Here is a 23,549-nt window from a genome sequence, read left to right as displayed (position 1 = left end):
CTAAATTCACTCTTGCTTCACTCAAAAAATTATATAATTCTTACATAAAAATAAAGGAGAAAAAATGAAAAAGAAAATCGCTGCATTATTAACAACTTTAAGTCTTTCAAGTCTTGCTTATGCAGATGGAATTTATGGTGTGATAGTAGATGTAAATGATGGTGCAAAGACTATTTTAATCGATACTACCTATGGAGAAAAAATGAATATAAAAATTCTACCAAATACAGAAATTGACATGGATGATTGTGGTATTTTTGGTATGGATAGATATGGCACTTTTAGAGATTTAAAAGTAGGAACTTTTATAGAAGCTGAAGTTTTTCATGGCTATACTCAAACAACACCAAACCCACAAACACCAAATCAAATTCAAAATATAACCGCTAAAGAAATTAAAATAGAATGCAAAAAAAGAGCTTATTAAGTAAAATAACTCCTAAAAAGGAGTTATTTTAATGCGTTTTTTTCTTATATTAATTTGCATTAGCACTTTTGTATTTGCTTATAAAATTCAAGGTATTTTAAAAAACACTACTACACATACAATAAGTATTCAAACAAGTTTTGATAATAACTTAATTATTACCATTTTACCCCAAACACATATAGATATTTATAACTGCGGAATTTTTGGTAGCAATAAAAAACAAGCCAATGTACAAGATCTAAAAAAAGGAAGTCTTGTTAAAGTTAAAGGCAGTAAAAATGGAAGCATTATCATTGCTGAAAAAATTATAGTAGAGTGTGATGATCAAAGAAGAGCTTATTAAGATAATAACTCTTCTTTATCGTCTTTATTGATTTTTTCTATATAAAGACTTTGTGAAGGAAATGCAAAACTTAGTTTATTTCTTTCGACAATCTTCATTAATTCAAGTAAAATACTTTGTCGTGCTTCTCTAAAACCTGCAGCATCAACTGCTTTAGTATAAAAATATACTTCTATATCAATAGAACTTGCGCTAAAGCCACTCACAGCCACATAAGTATTATTTTTATATCCTTCTAAATCATTCACTGAAACTAAATTTTGTCTATATCTAGCGCGGGTTCCACCATGATTTAGCGCACTATCATCAACTTGAGCTATCAAAGGACTAGTAGCTAATAAATATCTTATATCTTCTACACATTGCTCAAGTTGTTCAGGTCTTGCATCGTAAGTTACACCTATAAATAATTTTACATGGCGTCCTATTTTTCTTTTACTCCAATTTTTTATATTAGTTCCCATAATAGTTGAATTTGGTAAAAACACCAAAGAATTATCAAAAGTTCTAATAGTAGTTTTTCTAAGCCCAATTTCTACTATAGTTCCTTCTATACCTGAAATTTCAACCCAATCGCCTTGATTAAAGCTGTTATCAAAAAGCAAAAGCACAGAAGCAAAGAAATTTGCAATAATATCCTTAGCTGCCAATGCCACAGCCAAACCACCAATACCTAAAGATGCAATCAATGCTGAAATATTAAATCCTAAATGTGATAAAACAAATAAAACAGCTATTACTATAATAATAAAATATAAAATTTTAATAATTAAATTAACCACTTCGCGTTTGCCACTTTTTTCAGCAAGCTTTGCCACAATTACCATACCATAACTATCAAAAATATTTATCACAAGCCAAGCAGTTAAAATAACATAAACAATTGATAAAATATTACTAATTCTTATATCTACAGGCGCAGGATAGTAAAAAATAGTAAAACAAATTCCAATAGCATAAGCAAACAAAAACCAACCCACTGGTCCTTGGAGCTTTTCTAAAAAATGAGTTTTTATTTCTACATTTTCTGAATTTTTTCCAAATAAATGTATCAATACAAAATACAAAATTTTTGCAAGATAAAATTTCAAAGAATAAAACAAAACAATGACAATAATAGAAATAACTATTTTTCCAACATTTACACTACTAATAGAGGTTTGTTTATTAATATAATTAATGGCATTTTGCAAGCCCAAGCCCGTAAATAAAAAATTAGTTTCAAGCAAATTTGCATTATTTCTTAGATATACCAAAATTTCATTATATGACTTGATGGTATTTCTTAAATTATTTTCACTAAGCTCTAAGGTTCTAAGTTGAGTAATATCATTAATTTTCTCTTTATCTAAAGCAAAATTAAAAACTATATCTTCTTTTAATGAGTCAATGCTTTCATCAATAATTTTTTTTATTTTTTGACTTTGAGCACCTTCTATAAAAACTTTTTCTAATTCAAATATACAAAGATAAAAATGTTCTGCAGAGGTTAAATTTAAAAGTTTGATTTTATTATCCACATAATCATAATATCTTTTTTTAGCTTGGGCATTTTCAACACTTTTTTGTAAAGCATTCTTAGTTTTTAAAAAATCTTTTGCTTCTTTATCATCAATCTTTTGAGATACCATTTTTAAAGGTAAAGTAGTCAAAAGAGCTGTTTTTTGTTTTTCTATTTCTTTGATATTATCTTGAAATTCGGTGCTATTTGTATCACCAGTTTTAAAACTTTCCAAAAGTAAATTAAGCTCTATATAATCTTGTACCAAAGCAAAAATACTATTCTTATCCTCTAAAGCATTTTTTTCCTGTGCATTCAAAGTGCTGATAAATAAAAATAATAAAATAATATTAACAATCTTTTTCATACTTTTTTCACCCTCTCTTGTATTAAAACAAAATTTTCAAAATTAAAATCATACTCATAAATTTCACCCGTTTCTATGATGTAATACCAAGCATGAAGTTCTATTTCTTTTTTATTTAAAGCTTCTTCTATACCTGGATAGGTTAATAAATTTTGCAAAGAATTAACCAAGTTCATTTTTTCAGTCATCCAAGATCGCATGGCTAAATCACTACCTGCAACTTTTAAAACCTTATTTTTAATAGGTTCGAGCAAGGTAAGCCATTTTCTCACATTCGGCATACTCTTTAGCTCATTTTCATTTGCATATAAAGCCGCACAGCCACCACAATTACTATGTCCACAAACTATGATATTTTTTATATGTAAAGAACTAAAAGCATACTCAATAGCTGAAGTAGTTGCCAAAAAATCATCTCCTACTCTATAAGGTGGAACTATATTGCCTATATTTCTTACAACAAAAAGCTCTCCTGGACCTGTATTAGTAATTAAATTTGGTATAACTCTTGAATCAGCACATCCTATAAAAAGCGTGTGGGGATTTTGTTTATTTTTTAAACTTTCAAAAAGTTCTGCATGCTCTTTAAAATCTTCTTGCATAAATTTTAAAGCACCCTCGATCAAGTCTTTCAAAAAAAGTCCTTTTTTGCATTTTAATAAAGAATTATACTAAATTATTTTTACTTAAAATAAATCTATAAATTTATTTTTTGTTATATTTTTATACAATTTTAATCTTTTATTTATCTTTTTTTTGTAAATTTTAATTTTTAAAAATTATTGGAGGATTTTAATGAGTCTTTATGATAGAGATTATTCTAACTCTAAAACTCAAGAATTTGAAGGTTATGCTAGAAGTGATTTGAGCATTTTTATAAAACAAACTTATCAGCTTTTTGCTGCTTCATTATTAGCTGCAACAGCAGGTGCTTACATAGGAATTTTTGCCTTAGCACATTTATTTGCACAATCTCAAGCAACTTTTTGGATTTTATTTATCGTAGAAATTGGCTTGTTATTTGCATTACAATGGAAAAAAAGAGAAGCTCCGCTTAATTTAGTTTTACTTTTTGCCTTTACTTTTGTTTCAGGACTTACTTTAACACCACTTTTATATTCTGTTTTAGCACTTCCTGCAGGAGCTAGCATTATTGCTCAAGCTTTTGCTTTAACAACAGTGGCTTTTGGTGCTTTAAGCGTTTTTGCTATGAATACAAAAAGAGATTTTACTATGATGGGAAAAATGCTTTTTATAGCTTTGATTGTTATCGTAGTAGCTTCTTTAATTAATATCTTTTTTCAAAGTTCACTTTTAAGCTTAGCAATTTCTGGTATTGGTGCAATTTTATTTTCTTTTTACATTCTTTATGATACTCAAAACATCATTAGAGGAAATTATGAAACACCAATCGAAGGTGCAGTTGCACTTTATCTTGATTTTATCAATCTTTTCATCTCTCTTCTTAATATTTTAAGAAGCTTTAATAGCAGATAAAAATTTGCGAGAAAAATTCTCGCAAATTTTCTTTACCTCTTTCAAGTTTTTATCAAACTTTTTAAGTTAAAATACTCATTTTATTTTCAATAAGGAAAATTCATGACTACTCTTTTAATTATTTTGCAATTTGCAATTGTTGTGATTATTTGTATTGCTGTTTTATTACAAAAAAGCTCAAGCATAGGACTTGGAGCATATAGCGGAAGTAATGAAAGCTTGTTTGGAGCAAAGGGTCCTGCAGGGTTTTTAGCTAAATTTACTTTTGTGATGGGTGTTTTACTTATCGCTAATACAATTGCTCTAAGTTATATGTATAATAATGCTAATTCTAACTCACTTGCTGAAAAAGCAGAACAAATTTTACCAAAGGCACCTGAAACAAACACAACTAGCATTCCAGTTGCACCAAGTGCTCCAATTAGCGAAAGTAATACTAGCAAATAAAAAAAGGAAATACCATGCTAAATGAAATTTATACCAAGCAAAAACAACAATCAGACAAAAGCTTAGAGGCCTTAAAAAAAGATTTTACTACCATAAGAACTGGCAAAGTAAATATAAATATACTTGATCATATTCATGTAGATTATTATGGTAGTGCAACTCCATTAAATCAAGTAGCAACAGTTTTAGCAACCGATGCTTCAACTATTAGCATTACTCCTTGGGAAAAATCAATGCTAAAAGCCATAGAAAGTGCTATAGCTGCGGCAAACATTGGAGTAAATCCGAACAATGATGGCGAAAGTGTTAAATTATTTTTTCCTCCTATGACAAGAGAACAAAGAGAAGAAAATGCTAAAAATGCTAAAGCTATGGGTGAAAAGGCTAAAGTTGCTATTAGAAATATTAGAAAAGATGCAAATGATGCGGTAAAAAAACTAGAAAAAGATAAAGCAATCTCAGAAGATGAAGCTAAAAAAGCTTATGATGAAGTACAAAAACAAACCGATAATTATACAGCAAAAGTAGATGAGTTAGTTAAAAACAAAGAAGCGGAACTTTTAAAGGTTTAAAAATGAACTTAGAACAAATTTATAAAGATTGTGGAGCATACCTACAAGGACATTTTTTACTTAGCTCAGGGAAACACTCTGAGTTTTACCTTCAAAGTGCTAAAGTTTTAGAAAATCCAAAACTAGCAGGTGAGCTTTGTGATGAGCTTGCGAAAGTTATTGCCAGTTTTAATATTGAATTTGATAGTATTTGCTCGCCTGCCTTGGGTGGAATTTTAGCAGGTTATGAACTTGCTAGAGCTTGCAACAAACGCTTTATTTTCACTGAACGCGTAGAAGGAGTGATGAGTCTTAGACGCGGTTTTGAAGTAAAAAAAGGTGAAAAATTTATCGTTTGTGAAGATATTATTACAACAGGTGGCTCAGCACTTGAGAGTGCAAAAATCATCGAGAATTTAGGTGGAGAAGTAGTAGGTTTTGCAGCTTTAGCAAATCGTGGTTTTTGTGCTGTAAAAAATTTAAACAATCCAAGAAAAGAAAATGCAAAATTACCACAAAATTTACCACTTTTTGCACTAGGAAATTTTGAATTTGATATTTATGATGCAAATACTTGCCCACTTTGTGAAAAAGGCACTAAAGCTATCAAACCTGGTAGTCGTGGTAACTAATGAAAACTAAAGCAAAAATAGCCACTCGCTTTTTAAGATTTAAAGCCTTTCTGATTGATCTATTTTTGCTTTATGTGCCCATTTTGTATTTGTTTTATTTTACTCTTGGCTCTAAAGAAGCTTTTTTAAACAATCAACTTATAATTTTTTTGTGCCCATTACTTTTTGGATTTTTACAAGCATTATTTTTAGTAAAAAAAGCTCAAAGTCCTGGACTTAAAGCTTATGATTTATACTTGATTGATATTAAAAATGGACACAAACTTAATTTTTTTAGAATAATCCTACGCTATGTAATTTTCATTATAAGCTTTGGCTTGTTGATTGGCTTTTTGGTAAGCTTTTTAAGAAAGGATACCTTAGCCTTGCATGATATTTTAAGCCAAAGCGCTATTGTAACAAAGGTGGAAAAATGAATAGAAAAAGAATTTATAATCCAAAATCAAATGAAACTTTAAATGATAGAAAAGTATTTAACGGCAACCCACATGGTATTTTAAATTTTACTAAAGCAAAATACACATGGGCTTTAAAACTTTGGGATTTAATGGAAGCAAATACTTGGTTTCCAAAAGAAGTAGATACAACAAAAGATGCACTAGATTATCGTTGCAATCTAACCGTAGCAGAAAAAAGAATGTATGATCTAGTTTGGTCTCAACTTATCTCAATGGATAGTTTTCAAACAAACAATCTTGCTGATAATATCAACCCTTATATCACAGCACCTGAAATCAATGCGGTTTTAGCAAGACAAGCTTATGAAGAAGCAAATCACTCAAAATCTTATGCAGTGATGGTTGAAGCAATCTGTGAAAATACAGACTTAATTTATGAAATGGAAAAACACGATGAGACTTTAAGAGAAAAAAATGATTTCATTTCAAGTATTTATGAAGAATTAGCTGGCGAAGTAGATGATAATAAACTTTTACTTGCAATGGTAGCAAATCAAATTCTAGAAGGAGTGTATTTTTATAGTGGTTTTACTGCTATTTATGCTTTAGCACGTGCAGGAAAAATGCTAGGTTCAGCACAAATGATACGCTTTATACAAAGAGATGAAATTACTCATTTATTATTATTTCAAAATATGATTAATTCTGTGCGTAAAGAAAGACCTGATTTGTTTAATGATATCAATATAAACAAAATTTATGATATGTTTAAAAAAGCAGGTGAACTTGAGATCAAATGGGGCAAATACATCACTCAAAATCAAATCATGGGTTTTACAGACGATATTATAGAAGAGTACATTCACTATCTTGTTGATCAAAGACTAATAGCTATTAATCTTGATAAAATTTATAATGCAAAACATCCTATTAAATGGGTAGATGATTTTTCTAAATTTAATGATCAAAAAAGCAATTTCTTTGAAAGCAAGGTTACAAACTATTCTAAAGGGAGTTTGAGTTTTGATGACTTTTAAGTCACAAAACTACCCATATTTTACATTTTTTTAAACTAAAATTCTCTTTTTATTTAATATTTTATTTTTATTTATTTCATTATTGTAAAATCGGCCATTTTATTTTATTAGTAAAGGGGTAATTATGGAGTTTTTAGAACTTTTGCTAGTCTTTATTGCCATAGTTCTCATGATAATTAAGCCTGAAAAAGAAAAACTAGCTTTTTCTATACTTGTAATTTCATGGGCTATTATGGTATTTGACTATTTAGGTCGTAAATCAGGCGCAATCTTAGGCCTAATGAATCTATAAGGTGGCAAATATGTGTGATATTAACAAAACTAAATTTTTTTATTTTTTAATGTGCTTGGCAGGTTTTTTAATCATTTTAATGCCTGTTGGAATTGCAAATTTGATTTTTGGTTATATGCTAGGTGATAGCCCTTGTACTTCTTGTTGGGGCCAAAGAGAATCAATGATTTTCATTGGTGTTGCAGCTTTATTTATCGTGCGTTATGGTATGAAAGGTAAGTTCTTAGCTTTTCTTTTAATTGCAACTGCATTTGGTTTATGGCAATCATTTAATCATATAAGCGGACATGCACATCGTGATCTTGATCAAGGTTTTGGTTTGCCTATTTTTGGTTTGCATACTTATTTTTGGGCTGAAGTAGTATTTTGGGCTGTAGTTTTATTACTTGGTGTAATTTTTGCTTTTGCTCCAAAATTTGACTCCTTTGAAAAAGAAATGGAAGGAGTTAGTTTTAGAAAATTAACTAAATTTAACCTAGCTGCTATGGTTATTGTTGCTTTTATCGTAGCTTCAAATGTCTTCCAAGCTTTCGTAAGCACTGGTCCTATCCCATATAGCGGACAAGGTGATCCAGTTCGTTTTAGTTTAAATCCAAAATATATTATTTGGGATGATTCAGGCTGGAATAAAAGTTGGAAAAGCATTTCTTTCTTAGGAAAACGCGATGTTAAAGAACCTGATTTTGCTTTTGCTCCTGCTAATGAAAAACTAGGTATTGAATTTGATAATAATATCAGTAATGCTCCATTTACAAATATCGATGATAATCTAAAAATCGTAAATGAAACAAAAATTGATTTTCCTAAAGCTATCAATACACTTGATTATATCAATGGAGAATATGTCGCAAGTTCAAAATGGGAAGTATTTTTCCTAGATGATAATTTTAGCACTAAAACAGATTTTCTATTAGACCCATATTTTTCAGCCACAATTAATCCTATCATAGGAATTATTCCTTATTTGGACAACAAATACATCTTAATGGGCTCTAATAAAACTTTCTTAAGATTTGCTCAAAATCCTAATGCAGATGAAGCTTTACAATATGCTGATTTTATTAGAGGGGCAAATAATTTTGAAGGACAAGGTGAAAACCTTGGTCGTGGTAGAATTGACACAGTTAGAGCTAAATTCCATCATATTTTAAGCACAACTACTGATGGAAAATACATGTATCTTGCTACCGTTCCAAACAATAAGGATACTAAAACTTTTGTAATTTCTAAAATTTCTTTAGCAGATAGAGTTCTTTCAGCTGAATTTACTCCTAAAGCTGAGTTAAAAGAAGGAAAAACTTTGGGCGATCTTTATATAACTTCAATGGCTTTTAAAAATGGTAAAATTTATGCATTAAGTAAAAAGCATAATGTTATTGCTGTAATTGATCTAGACAAAGAAGAGGTTGTAAAAACTATTTCGTATCCAGAAAATATAACTAACGCAAGAAGCTTATTCTTCAAAGATGGCAAAATACACATCTTATCTTATCAAGATGGATCAAACATCCTTTATACGCTTGATTAATCTTTAAGGCGTTTTTACGCCTTAAAGACTTTAAAGCTAGATAAATAAAATTTAAGATAAAATAACACTTTTTATCAAGGAGTGCTTATTGATTCATATATTTGAACAAAAACAATGTCAAACTATGGCAGAAGAAATTCGCAAAAACACTTTCATTAATGAAGAATTATTTGAAGCTTTTTGTTCTACTCCAAGAGAAATTTTTTCACCTTTAAAAATGCATGCTTATAGACTTGATGCGCTTCCTTTAATGGGTAATCAATGGATAAGCTCGCCTTTAACCGTGGCTAAAATGACTATGGCACTTGATTTTAAAGATGCTGATAGTGTTTTAGAAATAGGTTGTGGTAGCGGGTATCAAGCTGCGATTTTAAGTAAGCTTATTAGAAGAGTTTTTACCATAGAGCGCATTGAAAAACTTGCAATTAGTGCTATAGAAAAATTTAAAAAACTAAACTATGCTAATATTCATGTAAAATTTGATGATGGGCAAAATGGTTGGAAAAATTATGCACCTTATGATAGAATTTTACTCTCAGCTTATATAGAGCATATTCCAAATGTATTATTTGATCAACTTGAAAACAATGGAATTTTAGTAGCTCCTTTACTCATAGGAAATCAACAATTCATCACTAAATTTACCAAAAAAGATGGTGAGATTAGCAAAGAAATTTTAGATGAATGCCTTTTTGTACCTATTAAAGATGGTAAAGAATAGTTAAAATTTCATTTTTAAAATAATAAAACCATATTCATCTTTATATTCACCCTCTTGTAAAAAACCATTTTTCTGATAAAAATTTATACGCCTTATAATTATCTTTATTTACTTCAACATATTTCAAATGATAATCATTTATGGCTTTAGATATTAAAGTAGTGTCTATACCTTTGTTAAAATATTTTGAACTTAAAAACAACATTTCAATTTTATCATCCACAAATGCTAAAAATCCAATCATTTTGTCTTTATTATAACAAATCAAATAATTTAAACTAAAGAATACTTGAGAATTTAAAAGATCATTTTTAATCTTTTCTCTATCAAAATCAGATAAAAAATCATGGGAATGTTTCACACTATCCTCCCATATATCGATCAATTTATCCTTAATATTATCTGTAATTTCTTTAAAATATTTAATTTTAATATAATTATTTTTAAACATAAGCTTTTTATAGGGGATGTTTTTTTATAATTATGTTAAAAAAGGAATATTATGAGTTTTAAAAGAATACTTTTTGGCTTATTTACTACTAGCATGCTTTTTGCCTATGAGCAAATGCCTCAAAATACCTCACATGGAAATTTCATAGACAAAGACAAATGGAAAAATTTAGATAAAAACTGGATTTATTGTGAAAGTGGTTTAAATCAAGATTTTATTAATATAAATAGCAAAAAGTCTAGAAACAAAAATCATTCTTTAGAATTTAACTACTCAAATGATTCTTTTGGTTTAATAAATGATGGTTATACCATAAAAATGTATTTTGCAAGCAATGGAAGCCATATCGTGCTAGATAATACAGCTTATAATTTATCGCATTTTCACTTTCATAGCCCATCAAAGATTTCTATTGATAAAAAATCTTATCCTTTAGAAATTCATTTTAGCCATGTAAGTCAAAAAGGCGATATAGTAGTGGTTGTGCTGTTTTTACAAGAAGGCGCGGAAAATCCTTTTATTAAAAAAATCATCCGTGCTTTTCCTAAAAAAGAAGGCGATAAGCTTTATGTTCAAGGCTTAAGTGCTAATGAGTTATTGCCAAACAATCTTCAATCTTTTTATATCTTTAAAAATAAACTCAACAAGCCTTGTAATCAAAAAATCACTTGGATAGTTTTAAAAGACATAAGCTATGCCTCTAAAGAGCAAATTCAAATCATACAAAATTTAATGGGAAAAAATGAGAATTTAAAAATACAAGAAATTAATAATTTAGAACAAAATGATTAAGTAAGCTAAACTTAATCATGTATAAAAGCTTGAATTTTTTCTAAATTAGCTCTAAAAAGTTTAAAATTTAACTCGCTTGAAATTTTTAAATCAGCAAAAAAAGGATTTTTCAAACTAGCTATGAGCAAATAATCATCTTTTTTCAAAACTCTTTGTGTAGAAAATTCTTTATCCTTTACTTTTTCAAAAATACTTTCATTTGACTTAATATCTTCTTTTAATTTCTTACTATAAAGCAAAATTCCACAAAAGAAATTCCCAAATTCATCTTTAAATTTCACATCATAAAGAATAAAATCATCAAAAATAAAAGAATTTTGAGAATGATAAGTTTTTAAAGAAAAATCAAAAGTAATTTTTTCAAAATCTTTCTGATAAAAGCCTTGTTTGTCAAATTTAGCATTGTTTTGCTTTAAAAATTCTTCACACATTTTAAATACAAGCTCATTGCGTCCCCACATAAGCTTTCTTCCTAAAATTCTAAAAAACAAAACTCCTGCTAAAACAGCAAAAAACAAAGCTATAATCACATCTTTGCTAAATTGAAAAGCAAGAAAAAATATAACCAAAGCTTCAGCAAATGCTAAAATTTGTAAAGCTTTGAGTCTTTTATTTAAAGCTTGTCTTATGGCTTCAAAATCCATTAAGACTTAGCCTTTTCCATTCTTTTTCTTTGAGTAGGATCAAGATATCTTTTTCTAACTCTAATATTTTGTGGAGTAACCTCTACAAGTTCATCTTCTTCTATCCACTCTAATGCTCTTTCAAGGCTTAATTTTCTAGGTGGTACAAGCTTAATCGCATCATCACTACCACTTGCTCTAACATTAGTTAAATTTTTACCTTTAATAGGATTAACATCTAAATCATTTGGGCGTGAATGCTCACCTATAATCATGCCTGTATATACTTTTGTTTGAGGATCAATGAATAATACCCCTCTATCTTGTAAGTTAAATAAAGAATATCCTAGTGCAACACCATTTTCCATAGAAATTAACGCGCCATTATTTCTTTTTTCAACTGCCCCGCTAAATGGACGAAACTCTAAAAAGCTATGGTTCATCACACCCTCGCCTTTAGTATCTGTTAAAAATTGTGATCTAAATCCTATAAGCCCACGCGCAGGAATTTCAAACTCAAGTCTTGTTTGACCATCTCCAGTTGGTGTCATAGTTTTCATTTCAGCTTTTCTTTTACCTAGTTTTTCAATCACTACTCCAGTAAAATCATCAGGCACATCAATCACTAAATGCTCAAACGGCTCTGTTTTAACACCATCTTCTACCTTAACGATAACTTCAGGTCTACCCATACAAAACTCAAAACCTTCTCTACGCATATTTTCGGCTAAAATAGTTATTTGAAGTTCACCTCTTCCACTTACTTTAAATTTACCCTCGCCTGTGCTTTCATATTTCATGGCAATATTAGTTTTCATTTCAGCTTCTAAGCGTTCTGCGATTTTATTTGAAGTTACATGTTTACCTTCAGTACCCGCTAAAGGACCATCATTTACTGAAAATACTATACTTAAAGTTGGCTCTTCTATATGTAAAGGATCAAGCGGCATAGGGTTATTTGGATCTACCACACTATCTCCTACATCTAAAGCTTCAAAACCTGCAATCGCTACAATATCGCCTGTCCCTGCTTCTTCAATGTCCATTTTTTCTAGACCCATAAAACCAATAAGTTTTGAAATTCTTCCATTGATTTTAGAGCCATCTGCTTTAGCAAGCATAACATTTTGATTTTTCTTTACTTTACCATTAAAAATTCTTGCAATCCCTATCTTACCAACGAAATTATCATAACCTAGAGTAAAAACTTGAAGCTGTAAAGGATTTTCATCACTACCACTTGGAGCAGGCACACGCTCAAGTATAGTCTTAAACAATGGTTCCATGTTAGTGCTTTCATCTTCAAGTGCAAGTTTTGCATAACCATTTTTAGCAGCCGCATATACTACTGCAAAATCAAGTTGTTCATCATTTGCCTCTAAAGCCACAAAAAGATCAAAAATTTCATTGATCACTCTTTCAGGATCAGCAGCTGGCTTGTCGATTTTATTAATAACAACAATAGGTTTAAGCCCTAAAGATAAAGCCTTTTTTACCACAAATTTAGTTTGAGGCATAACCCCTTCTTGTGCATCAACTAAAAGCAAAACCCCATCAACCATTTTTAACACACGCTCAACTTCACCACCAAAATCAGCATGGCCTGGAGTGTCTATGATATTTATTTTTGTGCCTTTATAATTAATAGCAGTATTTTTAGAAAGTATAGTGATACCTCTTTCTTTTTCTATATCATTACTATCCATTACACGCTCTGCTATTTGTTCACGCTCATTAAAAGTTCCTGATTGTTTTAAAAGCTCATCTACCATTGTTGTTTTACCATGATCAACATGAGCTATAACAGCTATATTTCTAATATTATCCAAGTTTTTCTCCAAAGTCTTAAATTTAAAATCTAATATTATATAAAAAAAATGCTTAAAAATTAAGATTTAAAAATTGGAACACTTGTTGCTTTTGTCTTGAGTAAGAATTATTTTTAAGGAGAAAAATATGTCAAACCTAAATACTCAAATCTTTAACGCTAACTTAGAAAAACAAGGAACTTCAGTTTTAAATAGTAAGCATTTTATGGAACTTTTAAATTATTTAGAAGTTATAAATTCAAATGAAGAAAAAGAATTAAATTATGCAAAACTTTCAAGCAAAGTAAGTGAAATTTTAGATGATGCGCAAAATGAAAATGCGGTTTTAAATGCTAAAAACATAGAAGAATTATTAGTAATATTTAAAAATTTTAATCTTACTCATGAAAATTTAAAACTTGATTGTGCAGCACAATTACAAAATTTATTTCCAAATTTAGCAAAAAATAATTTTTTAGTAGGTTAATTAATGTCTAATATCCAAGCTAGTGATGCTTTAAACTTACTAAGCATCACTCCACAGAATGAAAACCCAAGTAAAGAAAATACTAGCTCACAAAGTGATGGCGAGGAATTTTTAAATTCCTTATTGCAAGCAATAAATGAAAAAGATGGAAGTTTACCAAAAGATTTCAAGACTCTACAAAAAGATGATAAAGTTAATGATAAAATTTTAAAAGATGATGTCAAAGATAAAATACCGCTGGATGAAAAAGATGCTTTGAAGCTTTTTGAGGGTGCAAATTTTATGCAAATTCTTTCTTTATTAGAGGTTTTACAAAGCGATAGCAAGGATATAAAACTAAACAAACTTGTCCAAGATAATACTGCTATTTTAGCTCTTGAAAAAAATCTACACAAGCTAAAAAATATAAAAAATATTAATGAGCTTTTTAATGTGGCAAAAGAGCTTGGATTAAACATCAAAAATATAAAATTTGAACAAATTAAAGATTTAAAAGAAGCCTTTCCAAATCTTGATAAAAAAGGTTTTTTTGAAATACCAAAACAAAATAATAATACTAATGTTTTTCAAGATTTAATCAATCAAAAAATTACCAAGCTTTTAAAAGAAGAACCAAATACAAGCAAAAATATAAAAAGCAAAGAAAACGAAGGTGTGTCTTTGCTTTCTTCTGCTTTAAAAAATATAGAACTTCCAAAAAAAGATATAAAAACACAAGCAAAAGAAAACATTCAAAACATAGATTTTAAAGAAAAATTAGTAGAAAAAATTCAAATTCAGGATGAAAAAGAAATAAAAAACGCAAAAAATATCCAAAATACAACAACAAAATTCAATGAAAAACTAAGTGATATTGAGTTAATTAATCTTACTCAAAACACAAACCTAAAAAAAGATATCAAAGAAAAAGAAAAGCTAGATTTTAAAGAAATATTAAAGAATGAAAAACTAACTACTAGCGAAGATAGCTTTAGTAAAAAAATAAGTTCTGTTTTAGAAAATTCAAAAGATTTAAAAACTGAATTAACAAATATAAAAAATACTCAAAATATACAAAATCAAGATTTAAAAATTAACTTAGAAAATCTATTAGCCCCTCAAGATAAACATTTAAAAATAGATAAAAATAATCAAAATATAGATAATTTTAGTGATATTTTTAAACACACAAAAGAGTTTTCAAAAGATGAAAATGATCATAGTGAAGAAAATTTAAATTCTTATGTAAGGGAAATGAATAGGGTTTCTAATAATTTTATAAAAAATCAAAATATTCCTATGAAAGAAACTTTCAATGATTTTGCCCAAGAATTTAAAGAAAAACTAGAAAGCTACAAAGCACCTATAACTCGCTTTAGTATAACTCTTAATCCACATAATCTTGGAGAAGTAGAAGTAACTTTAGTCCAAAGGGGTTCAAATTTAAATATTAGCTTTAACTCTAATCAAAATACCTTAAATCTTTTCATACAACATCAAGCTGAGTTTAAAAATGCTCTTGTAAATATGGGATTTACAAATTTAGAAATGAATTTTAGTAATCAAGAAAGAAAAGAACAAAGCAATCCGCAAAGACAAAAAAACAACAATAGCAAAGAAGATAAGGTGAATTTTGAAAAAGAAATTCAAGAAAAACCAAGCTTAGAAATGGTTTTAGCAAAATATTTTTAAATGGAATATTTTTTGCTTTGAGCTTTAAAAATATATAAAAAAGGATTTTTATGTCAAATATAAACACACAAACCCTTCAAGGTCCTTTAGCAACGCTTAATACTAAAGATATGCCAAATACTAAAGGAAGCACTAGAACCGGTGAAGGTGATAGCGGGTTGATTTACAACCCTGGGGCAGAACTTGACAAGGATGCGTTTTTAAAGCTTCTTTTAATAGAACTCCAACATCAAGATCCAACAGATCCTATGGATACTGAAAAAATGCTTACCCAAACGGCACAACTTTCAGCACTTGAAATGCAAGATAATACTAATAAAACCATGACTCAACTTGTAACTGCGATGACAAAACTACAAAATTCTATTGCAGCAAGCACAGGTATGAGCGCACTAGCTGCAGTTGGAAAGCTTGCAACAGTTAAAGATAATTACCTTGTAGTGGCAGATGATGATATACAATTTCAAATTAATATGTATTTACCACAAGAACCACAAAAAGGTAAAAAGACTGATATTGATATTGAAGGTTTTGAACTTAAGAAAAATGGCGAAGATAAACTAGATATAACAGGTAAAGTTGATAAAGAAATAGCTGAACCTGGAGAAACTATACATATAAAATTAAAAGATGACAAAGGTCAAGAAGAAACGGTTCAAGCAGTAGTTGGAGAAGATCAAACATTTAAAATAGTAGGACATACCCCAAGTGTTGATATCAAAACAGCAAAGATTGATTCAGCTTATAAATCAGACAGCACACCTGTAACATTTACTATTTATAATGAAGCAGGAGATCCTGTAAGAACAATGAGTGTTAAAGATATGAGTGCTGGTATGAAACAAATCGTTTGGGATAGAACAGATGATAGTGGAAGTCCTGTACCATCTGGAAAATATTATGTAAGAGCAAGTTATATAGGTGAAGATGGCACAACCGTTAATTCAACTTATGGTGCTTATCCTATCACTGGAGTTAAATTTGAAGAAGGTGAAGCTCTAGTTGGTATGGGCGGTAGCTGGGTTAAATGGGAAGATATTAAAGAGATTACAGGATAAAATCATGTTTACAGCATTTTACAATGGAGTAAATGGAGTAAAATCCCAAAGTTATGGTATAGACAATACCGCTCATAATATAAGCAATGTCAATACAGTCGGTTTTAAATACTCTGATGTGGCATTTAAAGATGTATTTTATAGCACCATAACAACACAATCATATAACAAAGGTCAAACTGGTTATGGTAGTGTAGCAGGAGCTACTAATGATATTTTTGAACAAGGTCCGTTAGTTTCTACTGATAATGAATTTGATGTAGCAATTGCTGGAAAAGGCTTTTTTGGTGTAAGTAATGCCAATGGGGTTTATTATACTAGAAATGGTGCTTTTAAACCTGATGCAAATGGATTTTTAGTAGATTCAAATGGAAATTATGTACTTGGAACTATGAATCCATCATTACAAGAAATTCAACTAAGTGATAGAGTTTCTAATATGTTTGGTCAGATTATGGGACAAAAAGTCACTACAGCTTGGAGTGGAACACCTGGACAGAATTTACAAATGGGCGGAGTTAATACTCAAGGACCTATTTCTGTACCTAAAAATCTTTACTTACCACCTCAACCAACGCAGAATATAACTTGGAGTGGAAATTTAGACACAAGCACCAAAACAGAAGCAGTAAATGTAGATGTAGATGCTTCTAAATTTGAATTTAGTAAAAATGAAGATGGTAGTGTAAAAATTTCAGGTAGTGTAAAAGATGAACAAATTTATGGTATAAAACCTGGCGATACTATATATTTTAAAATCACTGATGAAAAGGGTGCTAGTCAAACATTACAAGCTACTTTAGATGAAAATTTAGCTTTTAGTATCGACAATCAAAAACTAGATAAAGTCGATTTAGAAACAGCCAAATTAGAATCATCTCACTTAAGTGTTGAAAAAGAAGTAGCTGATAGCACAGAACTTTCTGCAAAATTAATAAATCCTGATGGATCTATTAGTTGGGTAAAAGTTAAATTAGATAGAGTTTTACCGCAAAATGGTACAGATTTAGAATACAAAGCTGTTGCACAAGTGTATGATAATGATGGCAATAAAATAGGTGGAACAACTGAAGGTTTAATCACTTTTAACGAATCTGGAGCTTTAGTATCTAACACCTTAAATTCGGTAGATAATAATGGCACAAGGGTTAATATAAATCTTGGTTCTTATTATGATCCAAATATACCAAATTCAGGCTATGATGGGCTTCATGCTTTACAAAACAAACAACCTTCAGTGCATACACAAACAGATGGTAAGGGCGAGGGGTTTTTAAATAATTATTCTATTAACACAGATGGCACTATCATCGCCACTTTTACCAATGGAGATCAAATAGCTATGGCAAAACTTGCTTTGTTTAATTTTACAAACGAACAAGGCTTGGAAAAGCTAGGGGAAAATCTTTATGGGCAAACAGGAAATAGCGGTAATCCAACTTTTTTACTTGATGCTAATGGAAATTTCAGCACAGCAACTTTTAAAGGTTCTTATTTAGAGCAATCTAATGTAGATTTATCGGTAGCTTTTACTAACTTAATCACTCTACAAAAAGCTTATGATTCAAGTAGTAAAAGTATCACAACAGCCGATCAAATGATACAAAAAGCAATCAACATGAAACGCTAATTTTAGCTTTTCATGTTTTATTTATATTTTTTTGCTCTAAGATATATTTTACCTCTTGCTCAAAAAATTCATACACCCTAAGCTGAACCAAAGATTCTTCTTCATTTTTATCTATTAAACGCTCAAGTTTATCAAATTTTATCTTTTGTATATATCTTGGATTTTTTTTCAAAAGCAAAGCAATATTTTTAAGTAAAGTATCCAAACTAAGCTCATTTTTTAAAACTCTATCTACATATTCTTTAGAAGTTTGCACCAAAATTGCTTGCCTGCTTTTATCTTTTGGATAAATTTCACTAGCAATATCAGCTAAAACTTGCCAAATTTCTGCTTTTATATTTTTATTTGCCACAATAATAGCCGCAAAAGATTTTGCTCTAAATTCTAAAGACAGATGACTAGGAACAAAAAATTCTCTAAATTTAGATAAAAAATTTGCAAATATACTCAACATACTTCACCTCAATGTTTTTTAAGATATTTTAAGATATTATTTCAACTGCCTTCTCTTAGACCTGTGCAATGCTATTTTTAAGCACCGCTTCAGGGTGGGAACACAGCAGAGCACTTAGACTTAGTGTGTGCCGCAGTCATCTGGGAGAGGGTTTTAAAGTTTAAAATACCCTTTAATATCCTCACAAATTCTAAAGAAATTTACCCCATTAATAGTCGGATTTGTTTTAAAATACTCATACATTCCCACAAAACCGCTTTCAAGCTCTTTAGACTTTACTCCATAGCTAATCGATAAAGCCGCTTCTATAAAAGCTGCTAGCTTATCACAATATTTCAAAGCCTTTCCATCAATAGCCTTAAAACGATCCTCATTAACCGCATCCAAACTACCGCTATAAACACTTGGCTTGTTATTAAAAATACGATTTTCAAATTCATTTTTTACAAAGGCACTTTCTTCATTTTGTCCTTCTCTAATACCAAGTATATAACTAAATTCTTCTCTAAAAGATAGTGGTATAAAAGGTAAAATTTTCTCATTAATAAGCTTCATTTCATACTCATTGATGATTTCATTTAAACCATCTATGCCATATTTTACCGGAGAGATGATATCTCTAGTTAAACTTTCAGGCAAATCATGAAACAAAGCACAATAAAAATTGCTTTCTATCCTACCATCGCATGCTTTTACTTCTAAAGAATAAAAATAAGACAAAATAGCTACCACAAGCATATGTCCTAAAACCGCAGTTTCTGGAATCCTTGGAGTTTGTGCCCATCTTTTTTGAAAACGCAAGCGTCCGCTTAGATCGATTATTTTAGAAATTTTTTGATTAAGAGCTATTTTTCTTGCGCCAATTAACTCATAATAATCTTCTAATTCCTCTTCAACCTTAGCCTTAATCTCATCAATATCACTTAAAAATGAACTAGTTTGATAAACTATATTAAACTCCCACCTTGTCGCAAAATACGAAGCAGCTTTTAAAACAAGCCTTTCTTTTGCACAATCTTTACCTTGCAAAAAAAGCTCATAGCGTTTTAAAAACTCACCATTTTCAATATCTTGAATCATTGGTGCGATTTTACTTAACACCCAAGCACTTACTTGCTCATTTTTTGCACGCGTTATCTCATGATACACATCAGGGCGTATATCAGTCACTACCACCCTACTTAAAAACTCAAAAATCCCCGCTTCTATGATAAAGCGCATATTGACATCTTTTTCCATTTTAGCAATGAAATAAGCAATGATGAATTTATGCGCTTGCTTATCAAGCTCAACTAAATTTGTCATTCTAGGATAATCATTCCACCTTGATATAGAAGCAGCTTTAAAAATATGCTCTATCAATTCTACACTAATCATTTATTTCCTTTTTTTGCTGTGATTTTACTTTATTTTATAATCTTTAGCAAATTTTATTTTGATATTGTGATTTGATATTTTATTGTAAAATAATCTTTAAAACTTATCATCAACATAAATACGAGGTTCTACCATGATTAAATTAAACAACAACCAAGGTTTTGTAAATATAAATGGTAAAAAAATGATGTGGCCGATTTTTGATGAAGTTTTATTTTTTCACAATGATATAGCAACAGTAAAACTCAGTGGCAAGTGGGGCTTAATAAATAAAAATGGAAATTTTATAATAAACCCAATATATGACTATATTAGTCACCTTAATGAAAATTTTATAACTATTCAAATAGGTAATAAGTACGGTTTCGCTGACAAAAACGGAAAAATTATAACTGAACCAAAATTTGACGATACGAATGGTTTTTACGAAAACTTGATATCGGTTTTAATAAACGACAAATGGGGCTTTATTGACACAAATGGAGAATTTATAATAAAACCTAAAATTGATTATGCGGGAAATTTTAACGAAGGACTTGCAGATATAAAACTAAATGAAAAATGGGGGTTTATAAACAATAAAGGGGAAATTGTTATAAATCCTATATTTGATGAAGTAGAGAGTTTTAGCGAAGGCCTCGCAAAGATAAAATTAAACGAAAAATTTGGGTTTATAGACAAAAGTGGAAATATTGTTATAAACCCTATATTTGATGAAGTAGAGAGTTTTTATAATAAAGCCGCAATAGTTCAGCTAAATGGAAAATGGGGCTTTGTAGATACTAATGGAAACATTATAAAATAGCAAATATAATTTGATATTATTCCAATTACTAGAACTTTTATTTTCGCATACTCATTATAATTTTAGCAAATTAAAAACTTTCTATATCACTTAACTTAAGATAAACCTCATCATTTTTACTAAGCTCTTTATGATGATAAATGCTAAAAATATGTCCTTCCAAACTCACGCCTAGCTCATAAAAATCCCCATAAAACACACATTCTAAAACGCTAGCCTTTAAAGGAGTTTGTGAGGTTGAAATTTGTATATCATTAGGGCGTAAAATGCCATTTTTACTTTGTAAATATGCTTTAAAATTCTCATCTAAAATTGTATTTGGATCTATAAAAAATGCTTCGCCCAAAAAACAAGCACTATCTATATTTTTAGGCTTATAAAAAAGCTCTTTAGCACTTCCATAGTCTAAAATTTTTCCATCCTTAATCAAAGCGATATTGTCTGATAAATAAAAAGCATCGTCTTTATCATGCGTAACAAAAATAGCACTAAGCTTATGCTCTTTTAAAATATTTTTGATTTCTTTGCGCATTTTAACGCTTAAAGTGTGATTTAAATTTGAAAAAGGTTCATCAAAAAGTATAATTTTTGGCCTTGCGACTATGGTTCTTGCTAGTGCTACTCTTTGAGCTTGCCCACCGCTTAGCTCATTTGGATAGCGTTTTAAAAGTGTATTTAAATTTAAAATTTCCAAAACCTCATCAAGCCTTTGTTTTTGCTCGTTTTTACCTAAAGAGCTTATACCAAAGCATATATTTTCTTCTACATTTAAGTGCGGAAACAAAGCATAATCTTGAAACAAAACCCCCACATCACGCTCTTGTGGGGCTAAATACATACTCTTAGAAGCAACTAGTTTATCCCCTATATAAATACTACCATCATTGATTTCAAAAAAACCCGCTATACAACCAAGCAAAGAACTCTTACCACAGCCACTTTCTCCCAAAATACTGACAATCTCGCCTTCTTTTAAGCTCAAAGAAATTCCCTTTAAGACCTCTATTTTTCCAAAAGATTTGTAAAGATTGTCAATTTTTAAGATTTCCATTATTGTCCTTTTTGGTTGTTTTTATTTTGCAAATAATGCATTAAAAATGTAGGGATAATCCCAAATAACACTATAATCAAAGATGGCAAAGAAACATTATAAATTAACTCATTTTCACTATAAGCAAATACAAGTGATGAAAGTGTTTGAAAACCTGAAGGTGAAAGTATAGTTGAAATAGGCAATTCTTTTAAAATATCCACACAAATAATCACCACAGCCAAAGCTAAATAATGCTTCATCAAAGGAAAATGAATTTGAGTGAAAATTTTAAGTGGTTTTGATTTTAAGGTTAAATTTGCATAGTCTATATTTTTAGAAATTCTCTCATAGCCTGATTGGGTTGCAAAAATTCCAGAAGCTAAAAATCTCACAAAGTATCCAAAAAACAGCACTAAAAATCCACCACCTATGGCATACTCAAAAGACAAAAGATCAAAAATATAATTTAACACACCCAAAATCACTAAAATTCCCACAGCTACCACAGCTCCAGGTAAAGAATACCCCAAAGTCGTAAGCCAAAGGATGATTTTAGAAGCTTTTGTATCATTTAAACGCACTATAAAACATAAATAAAATGCCGCTCCCACAATAGCAAAAGAACTCACCAAAGCCACACTAAGACTATAAAATGCAGGTGTTGAGACATTGCTTAAATTTTGCATAAAATCAAACCCGGCCCAATAAACAAGCCACATAATAGGCACGACAAAGGCTAAAAATGCCACTAAAAAGCACCATAAAAAGGCTAAAAATGCCCTAAAGCCTTTTAACTCATCTTTTGGGGTAGGTAAAAACACATTTTGATTAAAGCCTTTTTTACCTCTTTGAATTTTTTCTAAAAGCATTAAAAATGCGATAAATACAAGTAAAGCCACGCTTAAAGCCACAGCACTGACTTCATCGCCACCACTTCCCCATGTTCTAAAAATTCCTGCACTAAAAGTATCCACGCCAAAATACGCCACCAAACCATAATCACTCAAAACCTCCATAGCCACCAACAGCAAAGCACCCACTATACCCACACGACAAAATGGTAAAATCACTTTAAAAAATGTTTTTAAATTAGAAGCCTTAAGTGTTTTGGCACTTAAAATGATATTTCCAAGTCCATAAGCAAAGGTATTTTTAGCAAAAAAATACACATAAGGATAAAGAGCAAAAGATAAAATCACAATCACGCCATATGCATTCATGATATCTATACGCCTATCAACACCTAAAAACGTGGGAATTAAGCCTTGAAATTCAAACAAATCAATCCAAACAAAACCCATTACATAAGAAGGTATAGCCAAAGGTAAAATCAAAAACCATTCAAAAAATTTCGAGCCAAAAAATTTATAAAAAGCTATCAAATAAGCACTAATTAATCCTATAATCAAACACAATACTAAAGTCCCAAACAATATAAAAGCACTACCAAAAATATACCTTGGTAAGACATTTTTACTCAAATGTTTTAAGGTATTAATATCTATAAAAGGAAGGTGTAAGATAATAGCAAGTATAGGCAGTATGATTAAACTACAGAAAAAAAAGGTGGCAAAAGACCACCTTAAACTTAAAAATTTCAAATTTTATTTTTCCTT

The 23,549-nt window shown here is 29.8% G+C and carries 26 protein-coding genes and 1 other RNA gene; 18 read left to right on the top strand and 9 right to left on the bottom strand.

The genetic code is table 11. The features are described from left to right. The first annotated feature begins 64 nt into the window (after positions 1-64). Positions 65-427 carry a hypothetical protein gene (locus L8W56_RS04670; RefSeq protein ID WP_263659568.1) on the top strand — a complete coding sequence of 121 codons (363 nt, stop codon included), beginning with the start codon at positions 65-67 and terminating at the stop codon, positions 425-427. A gap of 31 nt (positions 428-458) precedes the next feature. Further along, positions 459-773: a hypothetical protein gene (locus L8W56_RS04665; RefSeq protein ID WP_263659567.1), complete on the top strand. Its 315-nt coding sequence runs from the start codon at positions 459-461 to the stop codon at positions 771-773. Here L8W56_RS04665 and L8W56_RS04660 read toward each other — a convergent pair. Then, entirely contained in the window at positions 770-2,641 is a 1,872-nt protein-coding gene (locus L8W56_RS04660) for a mechanosensitive ion channel family protein (RefSeq protein ID WP_133319016.1), read from the bottom strand. The two genes, L8W56_RS04665 and L8W56_RS04660, sit on opposite strands and share 4 nt — an antisense overlap. Continuing rightward, a complete protein-coding gene (locus L8W56_RS04655; RefSeq protein ID WP_133319017.1) occupies positions 2,638-3,276 on the bottom strand; it encodes a carbonic anhydrase in 639 nt (212 codons plus the stop codon). The genes L8W56_RS04660 and L8W56_RS04655 overlap by 4 nt, the downstream gene beginning before the upstream one ends. 160 nt (positions 3,277-3,436) lie before the next feature. On the opposite strand from L8W56_RS04655, the gene L8W56_RS04650 reads away from it, so the two are divergent. From L8W56_RS04650 to L8W56_RS04610, 9 genes are all read left to right on the top strand, one after another. After that, the gene (locus L8W56_RS04650) at positions 3,437-4,138 is read left to right on the top strand and encodes a Bax inhibitor-1/YccA family protein (RefSeq protein WP_039629164.1); all 702 of its coding nucleotides are present in this window, start codon (positions 3,437-3,439) and stop codon (positions 4,136-4,138) included. Positions 4,139-4,240: 102 nt separating this feature from the next. Then, a complete protein-coding gene (gene secG / locus L8W56_RS04645; protein ID WP_133319019.1) occupies positions 4,241-4,585 on the top strand; it encodes a preprotein translocase subunit SecG in 345 nt (114 codons plus the stop codon). A 14-nt stretch (positions 4,586-4,599) separates the two neighbouring features. Continuing rightward, on the top strand, positions 4,600-5,157 hold the full coding sequence (gene frr, locus L8W56_RS04640) for a ribosome recycling factor (protein ID WP_039668941.1): 558 nt from the start codon (positions 4,600-4,602) through the stop codon (positions 5,155-5,157). Between the two features lie 2 nt (positions 5,158-5,159). Next, positions 5,160-5,768 (top strand): orotate phosphoribosyltransferase, encoded by a 609-nt coding sequence (gene pyrE, locus L8W56_RS04635; protein ID WP_133319020.1) that lies wholly within the window; start codon positions 5,160-5,162, stop codon positions 5,766-5,768. Continuing rightward, positions 5,768-6,184: an RDD family protein gene (locus tag L8W56_RS04630; protein ID WP_133319021.1), complete on the top strand. Its 417-nt coding sequence runs from the start codon at positions 5,768-5,770 to the stop codon at positions 6,182-6,184. The genes pyrE and L8W56_RS04630 overlap by 1 nt, the downstream gene beginning before the upstream one ends. Beyond that, complete coding sequence (locus L8W56_RS04625; RefSeq protein WP_133319022.1) at positions 6,181-7,203, top strand: ribonucleotide-diphosphate reductase subunit beta; 1,023 nt, start codon at positions 6,181-6,183, stop codon at positions 7,201-7,203. The genes L8W56_RS04630 and L8W56_RS04625 overlap by 4 nt, the downstream gene beginning before the upstream one ends. A 124-nt stretch (positions 7,204-7,327) precedes the next feature. Further along, positions 7,328-7,495 carry a dihydroneopterin aldolase gene (locus L8W56_RS04620; protein ID WP_133319023.1) on the top strand — a complete coding sequence of 56 codons (168 nt, stop codon included), beginning with the start codon at positions 7,328-7,330 and terminating at the stop codon, positions 7,493-7,495. Between the two features lie 10 nt (positions 7,496-7,505). Next, a complete protein-coding gene (locus tag L8W56_RS04615; protein ID WP_263659565.1) occupies positions 7,506-9,023 on the top strand; it encodes a disulfide bond formation protein B in 1,518 nt (505 codons plus the stop codon). 91 nt (positions 9,024-9,114) lie between these two features. Beyond that, complete coding sequence (locus L8W56_RS04610; RefSeq protein ID WP_263659584.1) at positions 9,115-9,744, top strand: protein-L-isoaspartate(D-aspartate) O-methyltransferase; 630 nt, start codon at positions 9,115-9,117, stop codon at positions 9,742-9,744. Between the two features lie 46 nt (positions 9,745-9,790). On the opposite strand, the gene L8W56_RS04605 is transcribed toward L8W56_RS04610, so the two are convergent. Beyond that, entirely contained in the window at positions 9,791-10,129 is a 339-nt protein-coding gene (locus L8W56_RS04605; RefSeq protein ID WP_263659564.1) for a GNAT family N-acetyltransferase, read from the bottom strand. A 117-nt stretch (positions 10,130-10,246) separates the two neighbouring features. Between L8W56_RS04605 and L8W56_RS04600 the strand changes: the two genes are divergently transcribed. Continuing rightward, the gene (locus tag L8W56_RS04600; RefSeq protein WP_263659563.1) at positions 10,247-10,987 is read left to right on the top strand and encodes a carbonic anhydrase family protein; all 741 of its coding nucleotides are present in this window, start codon (positions 10,247-10,249) and stop codon (positions 10,985-10,987) included. A gap of 11 nt (positions 10,988-10,998) precedes the next feature. Here L8W56_RS04600 and L8W56_RS04595 read toward each other — a convergent pair whose 3' ends face one another. Further along, positions 10,999-11,631 (bottom strand): poly(A) polymerase, encoded by a 633-nt coding sequence (locus tag L8W56_RS04595; RefSeq protein ID WP_263659562.1) that lies wholly within the window; start codon positions 11,629-11,631, stop codon positions 10,999-11,001. Next, complete coding sequence (gene typA / locus L8W56_RS04590; protein ID WP_220567072.1) at positions 11,631-13,439, bottom strand: translational GTPase TypA; 1,809 nt, start codon at positions 13,437-13,439, stop codon at positions 11,631-11,633. Before typA ends, L8W56_RS04595 begins: the two co-directional genes overlap by 1 nt. Before the next feature lie 127 nt (positions 13,440-13,566). Here typA and L8W56_RS04585 point away from each other — a divergent pair, with 127 nt between their 5' ends. From L8W56_RS04585 to L8W56_RS04570, 4 genes are read left to right on the top strand one after another with little or no spacing between them, the layout of a single operon-like run. Then, the gene (locus L8W56_RS04585; RefSeq protein WP_133319030.1) at positions 13,567-13,905 is read left to right on the top strand and encodes a hypothetical protein; all 339 of its coding nucleotides are present in this window, start codon (positions 13,567-13,569) and stop codon (positions 13,903-13,905) included. Positions 13,906-13,908: 3 nt separating this feature from the next. After that, a complete protein-coding gene (locus L8W56_RS04580; RefSeq protein ID WP_263659561.1) occupies positions 13,909-15,576 on the top strand; it encodes a flagellar hook-length control protein FliK in 1,668 nt (555 codons plus the stop codon). Positions 15,577-15,626: 50 nt separating this feature from the next. Beyond that, positions 15,627-16,634 (top strand): flagellar hook capping FlgD N-terminal domain-containing protein, encoded by a 1,008-nt coding sequence (locus L8W56_RS08880; RefSeq protein ID WP_263659560.1) that lies wholly within the window; start codon positions 15,627-15,629, stop codon positions 16,632-16,634. 4 nt (positions 16,635-16,638) lie between these two features. Beyond that, positions 16,639-18,264, top strand: coding sequence for a flagellar hook protein FlgE (locus tag L8W56_RS04570; protein WP_133319032.1), 1,626 nt, complete (start codon positions 16,639-16,641; stop codon positions 18,262-18,264). A 10-nt stretch (positions 18,265-18,274) separates the two neighbouring features. Here the strand turns inward: L8W56_RS04570 and L8W56_RS04565 are convergent, their stop codons facing one another. Then, entirely contained in the window at positions 18,275-18,718 is a 444-nt protein-coding gene (locus L8W56_RS04565) for a hypothetical protein (RefSeq protein WP_263659559.1), read from the bottom strand. A 52-nt stretch (positions 18,719-18,770) separates the two neighbouring features. Here L8W56_RS04565 and ffs point away from each other — a divergent pair. After that, positions 18,771-18,868, top strand: an RNA gene (gene ffs, locus L8W56_RS04560) — signal recognition particle sRNA small type. A gap of 3 nt (positions 18,869-18,871) precedes the next feature. On the opposite strand, the gene L8W56_RS04555 is transcribed toward ffs, so the two are convergent. Next, positions 18,872-20,095 (bottom strand): HD domain-containing protein, encoded by a 1,224-nt coding sequence (locus tag L8W56_RS04555; protein WP_263659558.1) that lies wholly within the window; start codon positions 20,093-20,095, stop codon positions 18,872-18,874. A gap of 133 nt (positions 20,096-20,228) precedes the next feature. Here L8W56_RS04555 and L8W56_RS04550 point away from each other — a divergent pair, with 133 nt between their 5' ends. After that, positions 20,229-20,900 (top strand): WG repeat-containing protein, encoded by a 672-nt coding sequence (locus L8W56_RS04550; protein WP_263659557.1) that lies wholly within the window; start codon positions 20,229-20,231, stop codon positions 20,898-20,900. A 70-nt stretch (positions 20,901-20,970) separates the two neighbouring features. On the opposite strand, the gene L8W56_RS04545 is transcribed toward L8W56_RS04550, so the two are convergent. Continuing rightward, the gene (locus L8W56_RS04545) at positions 20,971-21,951 is read right to left on the bottom strand and encodes an ABC transporter ATP-binding protein (protein ID WP_133319035.1); all 981 of its coding nucleotides are present in this window, start codon (positions 21,949-21,951) and stop codon (positions 20,971-20,973) included. After that, positions 21,951-23,534 (bottom strand): ABC transporter permease, encoded by a 1,584-nt coding sequence (locus tag L8W56_RS04540; RefSeq protein ID WP_263659556.1) that lies wholly within the window; start codon positions 23,532-23,534, stop codon positions 21,951-21,953. The genes L8W56_RS04545 and L8W56_RS04540 overlap by 1 nt, the downstream gene beginning before the upstream one ends. Positions 23,535-23,549: the final 15 nt, after the last annotated feature.

The organism is Campylobacter sp. IFREMER_LSEM_CL1085, assembly GCF_025772235.1.
Lineage (GTDB): Bacteria > Campylobacterota > Campylobacteria > Campylobacterales > Campylobacteraceae > Campylobacter_D > Campylobacter_D lari_D.
Note: the sequence above shows the minus strand (reverse complement) of the source record. Positions and strands in the feature narration are given on the sequence as shown.

What these genes read in the sequence shown, in the direction of transcription:
- L8W56_RS04670 (WP_263659568.1), top strand. Translation starts at nt 65, where the DNA reads ATGAAAAAGAAAATCGCTGCATTATTAACAACTTTAAGTCTTTCAAGT.
- L8W56_RS04665 (WP_263659567.1), top strand. Translation starts at nt 459, where the DNA reads ATGCGTTTTTTTCTTATATTAATTTGCATTAGCACTTTTGTATTTGCT.
- L8W56_RS04660 (WP_133319016.1), bottom strand. Translation starts at nt 2,641, where the DNA reads ATGAAAAAGATTGTTAATATTATTTTATTATTTTTATTTATCAGCACT.
- L8W56_RS04650 (WP_039629164.1), top strand. Translation starts at nt 3,437, where the DNA reads ATGAGTCTTTATGATAGAGATTATTCTAACTCTAAAACTCAAGAATTT.
- secG (WP_133319019.1), top strand. Translation starts at nt 4,241, where the DNA reads ATGACTACTCTTTTAATTATTTTGCAATTTGCAATTGTTGTGATTATT.
- frr (WP_039668941.1), top strand. Translation starts at nt 4,600, where the DNA reads ATGCTAAATGAAATTTATACCAAGCAAAAACAACAATCAGACAAAAGC.
- pyrE (WP_133319020.1), top strand. Translation starts at nt 5,160, where the DNA reads ATGAACTTAGAACAAATTTATAAAGATTGTGGAGCATACCTACAAGGA.
- L8W56_RS04630 (WP_133319021.1), top strand. Translation starts at nt 5,768, where the DNA reads ATGAAAACTAAAGCAAAAATAGCCACTCGCTTTTTAAGATTTAAAGCC.
- L8W56_RS04625 (WP_133319022.1), top strand. Translation starts at nt 6,181, where the DNA reads ATGAATAGAAAAAGAATTTATAATCCAAAATCAAATGAAACTTTAAAT.
- L8W56_RS04620 (WP_133319023.1), top strand. Translation starts at nt 7,328, where the DNA reads ATGGAGTTTTTAGAACTTTTGCTAGTCTTTATTGCCATAGTTCTCATG.
- L8W56_RS04615 (WP_263659565.1), top strand. Translation starts at nt 7,506, where the DNA reads ATGTGTGATATTAACAAAACTAAATTTTTTTATTTTTTAATGTGCTTG.
- L8W56_RS04600 (WP_263659563.1), top strand. Translation starts at nt 10,247, where the DNA reads ATGAGTTTTAAAAGAATACTTTTTGGCTTATTTACTACTAGCATGCTT.
- L8W56_RS04595 (WP_263659562.1), bottom strand. Translation starts at nt 11,631, where the DNA reads ATGGATTTTGAAGCCATAAGACAAGCTTTAAATAAAAGACTCAAAGCT.
- L8W56_RS04585 (WP_133319030.1), top strand. Translation starts at nt 13,567, where the DNA reads ATGTCAAACCTAAATACTCAAATCTTTAACGCTAACTTAGAAAAACAA.
- L8W56_RS04580 (WP_263659561.1), top strand. Translation starts at nt 13,909, where the DNA reads ATGTCTAATATCCAAGCTAGTGATGCTTTAAACTTACTAAGCATCACT.
- L8W56_RS08880 (WP_263659560.1), top strand. Translation starts at nt 15,627, where the DNA reads ATGTCAAATATAAACACACAAACCCTTCAAGGTCCTTTAGCAACGCTT.
- L8W56_RS04570 (WP_133319032.1), top strand. Translation starts at nt 16,639, where the DNA reads ATGTTTACAGCATTTTACAATGGAGTAAATGGAGTAAAATCCCAAAGT.
- L8W56_RS04565 (WP_263659559.1), bottom strand. Translation starts at nt 18,718, where the DNA reads ATGTTGAGTATATTTGCAAATTTTTTATCTAAATTTAGAGAATTTTTT.
- L8W56_RS04555 (WP_263659558.1), bottom strand. Translation starts at nt 20,095, where the DNA reads ATGATTAGTGTAGAATTGATAGAGCATATTTTTAAAGCTGCTTCTATA.
- L8W56_RS04550 (WP_263659557.1), top strand. Translation starts at nt 20,229, where the DNA reads ATGATTAAATTAAACAACAACCAAGGTTTTGTAAATATAAATGGTAAA.
- L8W56_RS04545 (WP_133319035.1), bottom strand. Translation starts at nt 21,951, where the DNA reads ATGGAAATCTTAAAAATTGACAATCTTTACAAATCTTTTGGAAAAATA.